At 36.8% G+C, this 642-nt stretch carries 1 protein-coding gene; it reads right to left on the reverse strand.

Translation table 11 applies throughout. The features are described 5' to 3' along the window. Positions 1–342: 342 nt before the first annotated feature. The coding region (locus ACFINS_RS10715; protein WP_375706263.1) for a flavodoxin-dependent (E)-4-hydroxy-3-methylbut-2-enyl-diphosphate synthase at positions 343–642 on the reverse strand (300 nt) is incomplete at its 5' end.

Genomic DNA, 642 nt, shown 5'->3' on the forward strand with positions numbered 1-642 from the left:
AGTTTGTGACCTTATGATTTTTTGTACTTATGGATTTGCATGGAAGACTGTTATAGCGATATAAGGCGTTTTTGAGATATTAAGGCCTTTGAGAAAACAAGTATAGAGGCCCCATGATCCACAAGCTATAAAACTTTGATCACAAAACTTAAATAATGAGGTTTTGAAAACAACGAAATTTGCTCCCCTAATTAGGAAAATTCTAATGGCATTATCCAGCTTTACAATGAAATCCGTAAAAAAGTGCTGGAGATAATCTTACATTTAATTTGCAGATGAATCTATTTAGAAACAGTTATCAAAGAGAAATGCTTTAAAGACAGTGAGCTGCAAGAATCTTTTTCAACCTTGCCCAAAACGTGTATGAATATAATCACTTAAGAGAAGTTCAAATTCTTCAGCGATATGGGTTCCCCGCAAAGTCTTCACCTTTTGCCCCTCAATAAAAACAGGTGCTGCTGGACTTTCTCCTGTTCCAGGCAATGAAATGCCAATATCAGCATGTTTTGATTCTCCCGGTCCATTGACAATACACCCCATCACCGCAACCTTTAAACTTTCAACACCAGGATATTTTTCACGCCATACAGACATATTTGGGTGTAAATCTGTTTCAATTTTTTGTGGCCAGTGCTGAAACAC

Source organism: Bartonella sp. AA2SXKL (assembly GCF_042197205.1).
GTDB lineage: Bacteria > Pseudomonadota > Alphaproteobacteria > Rhizobiales > Rhizobiaceae > Bartonella.